Here is a 5,648-nt window from a genome sequence, read left to right as displayed (position 1 = left end):
GAAGTTCAACTCGGTGGTGTCCTGCACGCACAGCACCACCGGCTGGCTCGCCATGCGTTCGCGCGTGCATTGGCGATGCGGTTCCAGGATATCCATCCACTCGAACGTCTCCTGGGACAGAAAGCGATACGCCGCCTGGGTCTCCGCCCAACCATGACACGCACCCGGAATGCTCGCCGTGGGTCGCTCGGCCAGACGCTCCACCAATTGAACCACCCGCCGATCGCGGCGCGCGTCGCCCAGAGCGATCCCGCGAAATTCGTCTTCTGCCCAGCCCATGCGATCCCCAATGAACGTGAATGCTCAAACCTATTTTACCCGCACACGGGGAGTTGTGTGTAATGGGATGCATTGAGACCATTCTGATCGGGCGCGACCCGCGCGACGCCTGGCTCTATACGCAACGCATCTGCGGCGTCTGCACGACGGTGCATGCCATCGCCTCGGTGCGCGCGGTCGAGGATGCGCTCAATCTTGAAATCCCATTAAACGCGCAATTGATCCGCAACCTGATCGTGGCCGCGCACGGCATTCACGATCATGTCGTCCATTTCTATCATCTGTCCGCGCTCGATTGGGTCGACGTGGTCTCGGCACTGAGCGCCGATCCCATGGCAACCGAAAAGCTGGCGCAGAGTCTGTCGGATTGGCCCAATAACAACGCGCGCCATTTCGCCGAGGTGCAGGCACGGATCAAGAAGTTGGTCGAGAGCGGTCAACTCGGCATCTTCGCCCATGGCTATTGGGGCCACAAGGCCATGAAGCTGCCGCCCGAGGCCAATCTGATGGCGGTCGCGCATTATCTTGAAGCCATGGACTATCAACGCAAGTCCAATCAAATCACCGCGATTTTGGGCTCCAAGACACCGCATATCCAGAACCTGGCCGTCGGCGGCGTGGCAAACGCCATCAACCCCGACGATCAATCGGCCCTGAACATGGAGCGTCTCGCCTATATCAAGACCTTGATGGACGAGTTGGAAGGCTTCATTCGCCGAGTCTATCTGCCCGACCTCATCGCCATCGCCGCGCTCTATGCCGATTGGTTGCCCTATGGCGCGGGCGTGATGAATTATCTCTCGGTGCCAGATTTCCCGCGCGATACCAAGGGGACGGATTTCGGCATGCCCGGCGGCTATATCCCCGGTGCCGATCTCGCGCAGTTCCAGCCGATCAAGCACTTTGGCGATCCCTTTTTCGAGCAGAACGTCAAGGAGAGCATCAAGCACAGTTGGTACAAGGGCGACTGGACACGCTCGCCCTATGAAGGCGAAACCGATCCCGACTACACCGACTTCAATGAAGATGCTGCCTATTCCTGGGTCAAATCGCCGTCGTTTCTCAATGAGCCGGCGCAGGTCGGACCGCTCGCCAATGTGCTGGCAATGGTCGCGGCCGGACACGAGGGAACTATTGGCTATCTCAATCACGCACTGGAGCGCGTCGGCGCGCTGACCGGCAGCGTCATCCCGATGACCGCGCTGCATTCCACGCTCGGGCGTCATCTGGCCCGCTGCGTGCGGACCCAGGTGCTCTACGACATGATGGTCGAGAACTATCATGCGCTGGTCGCCAACATCGCCAGCGGCGACACCACCAGCTTCAATCCGCCCAGCTTCCCCAAGGGCGAGATCATGGGCTATGGCTTCCACGAGGCACCGCGTGGCGTGCTGTCGCATTGGGTCGTCATCGAAAACGGCAAGATCAAGAACTATCAGGCCGTGGTGCCCTCGACCTGGAACGCCGGACCGCGCAACCAGAACGACGCGCGCGGTCCCTACGAGGCATCGCTGATCGACAATCCCATCCTGGAAGAAGATCGTCCGCTGGAGGTGCTGCGCACCGTGCATTCGTTCGACCCCTGTCTGGCCTGCGCCATTCATCTGCACGACAACGAACGCAGTCACATCGTCAGTGTCAAGACTTTCTGACGCAGCGGGAACCGACCCGTCGGATGTCCTGCTGATCGGTTGGGGCAATCTGCTATTGGGCGACGAGGGCGTGGGTGTCCACGTCCTGCGTCGTCTCGAAGCCGACTATCGGTTCGAGCCCGCCGTCACGCTGGTCGATGGCGGCACCTCCGGGATGGATCTGCTGCCGCTGTTCGCCGACTACCGGCGCATCCTGATGATCGACGCCATCGCGCTCGACCGCCCGCCGGGGTCGATCAGCGTGATCCGCGACGACGAGATCCGGGCGGTCCTGTCCGAAAAGCTCTCGGTGCATCATCTGGGGGTGACCGACGTGCTGGCCATGACCAAGCTGCTCGATTATCCGCCGAGCGAGATCGTCTTGATCGGCATCGTCCCCGAGCGGATGGAATTGGATCTGGAGTTGTCGCTGACCGTTCGCGATGCGCTACCGGACGTGATCGAACGGGCTGGCGCGATCCTGCGGGAGTGGGGTGTGCGCCTTCTGGCGCGCGAGGTTTAGATCCTCGTGCTTCGCTGCTCAAGTTCCGAGACCGGGGCATCCTCGTTGTCGTTGTCGTTGTCGTTGTCGTTGTCGTTGTCGTTGTCGTGATCGCGGTCTCGACATGGCGAATATCCGATTACGACAACGACAACGAACTAAATCCCTTCGCGGTTTGCCCCTTCGTCCCTTCAGCATCGGCGAAGCCGATCCATCAACCCCACCAGGATGCCGCCATGAACGATTCCAGCACGCAACCAGGAAACCTCTTCGCGCATGGGCCGATCCCCTCCGCAGGCGAAGTTTTCGAGGATCTCCTGCGCTTGGGTCAACTGCGGATCGAGCGTATCCTGAGCAGTGACCGGCCCGACAGCGGTCTCTACGATCAAAATCAGGACGAGTGGGTCTGTCTGCTGCAAGGCGAGGCCACGCTCTGGATCGCCGGCGATACCCTTCAGCTCGCCGCCGGCGACTACCGTTTTATTCCCGCGCACACCCCGCATCGCGTCCTGCGGACCTCGCACGAACCGCCCTGTCTGTGGCTGGCGGTGCATCTTGATCCCCCCAGTCAGCGCGGAGTAGGAGATTCAAGCGCCTCCCGGTCATCGGAACCGGTTTCGGAAGTGACCGCCGCCCCATAGATCTCGCCGCCCGTCGCCGCATACCCCTGCAACACCGCCATCGCCTCTTCCCTTCTCAGATCGCGCGTCACGCTAATGCCGCGGCGCGCATAGCCATCCACCCAGTCGGGCGGTTTGTGGCCCTCGTCGAAACCGATGGCGCGGACATCCGCGTCCCGCGCCGCGCAGACCAGACGGTCGATGCCCGACCAGGGCAGGGCGCCGAGACACATGGCGCAGGGTTCCGCGCTGCTGATCAGCACGCAGCCGCCGGGAACGGCCTGACGCAGATCGTAGTGGCCAAGCATCTGCTGAGCGCTGGCGATCGCCACCATTTCGGCATGGGCGATGGAGCAACGCGCGGCCACCACCAGATTGACCCCGACAGCGAGCAGTCGACCGCTGTTCGACGCGAACACGGCGGCGCCGAAAGGACCACCGCTGCCGACGCGCACCTGTTCGCGCGTGAGTTCCAGCACCAGCGCCATCCGTCGATCGTCATCGGGGAAGATCGCCGGACGCGCGCTCAGAAAGGGCGCAATCCAGCGGGGGAGGGCGATCTGAATCGCCCGTGTCCAGGCTGGCGGTGTGGCGACGTCGCGCGGGGCGCTTGTTTCTGGGATTTTTGCGTCCAAGTTTCCGGTCTCGCCTGTCAAAAAAGCCGACGTTCGTTTAAACAGCCCATCTTAATCAATCCGATCTGGAGAAACCGATGCGCAATTCGATGCTGACTCTCATCCTGTCCGGGATCCTGACCGCAACCCCCGCGCTGGCCGACTGGACCCTCGACCCGGCCCGTTCGCACCTGACCTTCGTCTCCATCAAGGCCAACGATGTGGCCGAGGTCAATACCTTCGGCAAGATGGCGGGGACGCTGGACGCCGAGGGTCAGGCGACGGTCACGCTCCTGCTCGACAGTGTCGAGACCCTGATTCCGATCCGCGACGAACGCATGCGGGAATTTCTCTTCGAGACGACCAATTATCGCGAAGCCGTACTCACGGCCCGGATCGACCCCAAGCTTATTGCCGAGATGGCCGTCGGCGACATCACCCAGATCAATGCCGAAGGCAGCCTTTCGCTGCACGGCCAGGTACAGCCCATGACGCTCTTGATGCAGGCCGCTAAGCTAAACGCCAGCACAGTGATGGTGGCGAGCATCAAGCCGCCGATCATTGACGCGGCCAAGTTCGGGATGAGCGACGGAGTCGAAAAACTGCGCGAAATCGCTGGCTTGGCCAGCATCAGCAAGGCCGTACCGGTGACTTTCGTCATCACCTTCGTCGACACCCCGGCGGCGCCATGATCTAAGCCAGACATCCCCGCGATTGTCCGATCGCGCGACACGCCACCAGGAGCGCGGCTCCTGGAAGCGCCGGCTTGCAGCCGGCCCTGGTGAGTCCGGCTTGTAGCCGGACAAGCAAGGCGCCGGTCGCGCATCAACCACGCAGTTGTCGCCAACATACCGGCACTCCAGTGTTCGACCGTCCGACATTTTCCTCGAACAAAACTCAAGCCGCCTGAGGCCGCTTCCAGGTATAAACCGCCGTCACTGCGTAATTCCAGACCGCGCCCACCAGGATCCCGGCCAGCGCCGACAGGAACCAGCCCGAATGCCCCTCCAGAAAGAGATAGTTGGCGATTCCGACATTCGCCAGCGCGCCCACGCTGCACACCAGCACGAAGGTGAACCAGCCCCACAGCAGTTGCCGCCCGCGCAGCCGCATATCGCGATAGGTCAGCAGGTTGTTGAGGAAAAAGTTGCTGGTCATGGCGACCAGGGTCGCGGTTGTCTGACCCAGCAGAAAGGCACCACTGCCGAGCAGTTGAAGGATCGGCCACAAAACCGCCATATGCACGAAGACGCCCAGCCCGCCGATCAGCGAAAAGGCGATGAAGCGGACCGGAATCGTCGTCCCGATGATCTTCTGCGCCAGCATCAGCAGATACTCCCAAAGCACCGCCTTTTCGAGCTTGCTATCGCCCGCCTGGCGCTGACGGAAAGTGAAGGGCAGTTCGCGAAACCGCAGCGGGCGTTCGGCGGCTGAGAAAATATCCAGCAAAATCTTGAACCCGAGACCGCTCAGACGCCGCACGCAGGACTGAATCACGGTCGCCCGCACCATGAAAAAGCCGCTCATGGGATCCTGCAATGCGACCCCGATCAGACGCTGCCCGATGCGGGTCGCCAGACGGCTCATGAACTGGCGGCGCGCAGTCCAGTCGCCGACTCCGCCGCCTTCGACATAGCGGCTGCCGACAACAATCTCCAGATCCTCATCCTTGATGGTCTGAAGCATGCGTGGCAGGAGCCTTTCGTCGTGCTGAAGATCGCCGTCCATCACCGCCAGAAAGGGTGCCGAGGTCGCCAGCATGCCCTCGATGCAGGCCGACGACAGACCGCGGCGTCCCACCCGCTGGATCAGCCGCACCCGCGGATCGCGTCGCGCCAGTTCGCGCACCTGCTCGGCGGTCCCGTCCGGGGAATCGTCATCGACGAACAGAAGCTCCCAGGCAACGCCATCCAGCACGGCCGCCACGCGTCGCGCGAGTTCGGCGACCGAATCGGCCTCCTTATAGGTCGGCACGATCACGGCCAGCTCGGGCGGTTGGCAG

General features: G+C 62.2%; 7 protein-coding genes. 4 read left to right on the top strand and 3 right to left on the bottom strand.

The features are described from left to right. Positions 1 to 279 (bottom strand): IS4/Tn5 family transposase DNA-binding protein (locus CCR95_RS00335; protein WP_201090848.1); only part of this gene is annotated, 279 nt, incomplete at its 3' end. Between the two features lie 62 nt (positions 280 to 341). Between CCR95_RS00335 and CCR95_RS00330 the strand changes: the two genes are divergently transcribed. From CCR95_RS00330 to CCR95_RS00320, 3 genes are all read left to right on the top strand, one after another. Further along, positions 342 to 1,931 (top strand): nickel-dependent hydrogenase large subunit, encoded by a 1,590-nt coding sequence (locus tag CCR95_RS00330; RefSeq protein WP_242522966.1) that lies wholly within the window; start codon positions 342 to 344, stop codon positions 1,929 to 1,931. Then, on the top strand, positions 1,915 to 2,433 hold the full coding sequence (locus CCR95_RS00325; protein WP_201090847.1) for a hydrogenase maturation protease: 519 nt from the start codon (positions 1,915 to 1,917) through the stop codon (positions 2,431 to 2,433). The genes CCR95_RS00330 and CCR95_RS00325 overlap by 17 nt, the downstream gene beginning before the upstream one ends. A gap of 215 nt (positions 2,434 to 2,648) precedes the next feature. Then, positions 2,649 to 3,053, top strand: a complete 405-nt coding sequence (locus tag CCR95_RS00320; protein ID WP_242522965.1) for a cupin domain-containing protein — start codon at positions 2,649 to 2,651, stop codon at positions 3,051 to 3,053. Here CCR95_RS00320 and CCR95_RS00315 read toward each other — a convergent pair. Continuing rightward, complete coding sequence (locus CCR95_RS00315) at positions 2,981 to 3,667, bottom strand: nucleoside deaminase (protein ID WP_201090845.1); 687 nt, start codon at positions 3,665 to 3,667, stop codon at positions 2,981 to 2,983. The two genes, CCR95_RS00320 and CCR95_RS00315, sit on opposite strands and share 73 nt — an antisense overlap. Before the next feature lie 77 nt (positions 3,668 to 3,744). Here CCR95_RS00315 and CCR95_RS00310 point away from each other — a divergent pair, with 77 nt between their 5' ends. Next, positions 3,745 to 4,338: a YceI family protein gene (locus tag CCR95_RS00310; protein ID WP_201090843.1), complete on the top strand. Its 594-nt coding sequence runs from the start codon at positions 3,745 to 3,747 to the stop codon at positions 4,336 to 4,338. A 205-nt stretch (positions 4,339 to 4,543) separates the two neighbouring features. Here the strand turns inward: CCR95_RS00310 and CCR95_RS00305 are convergent. Continuing rightward, positions 4,544 to 5,648 (bottom strand): glycosyltransferase family 2 protein (locus CCR95_RS00305; RefSeq protein ID WP_201090841.1); only part of this gene is annotated, 1,105 nt, incomplete at its 5' end.

The sequence above is a fragment of the Thiocystis minor genome (genome assembly GCF_016653465.1).
In the GTDB taxonomy this organism is placed as follows: Bacteria; Pseudomonadota; Gammaproteobacteria; order Chromatiales; family Chromatiaceae; genus Chromatium; species Chromatium minus.
Note: the sequence above shows the minus strand (reverse complement) of the source record. Positions and strands in the feature narration are given on the sequence as shown.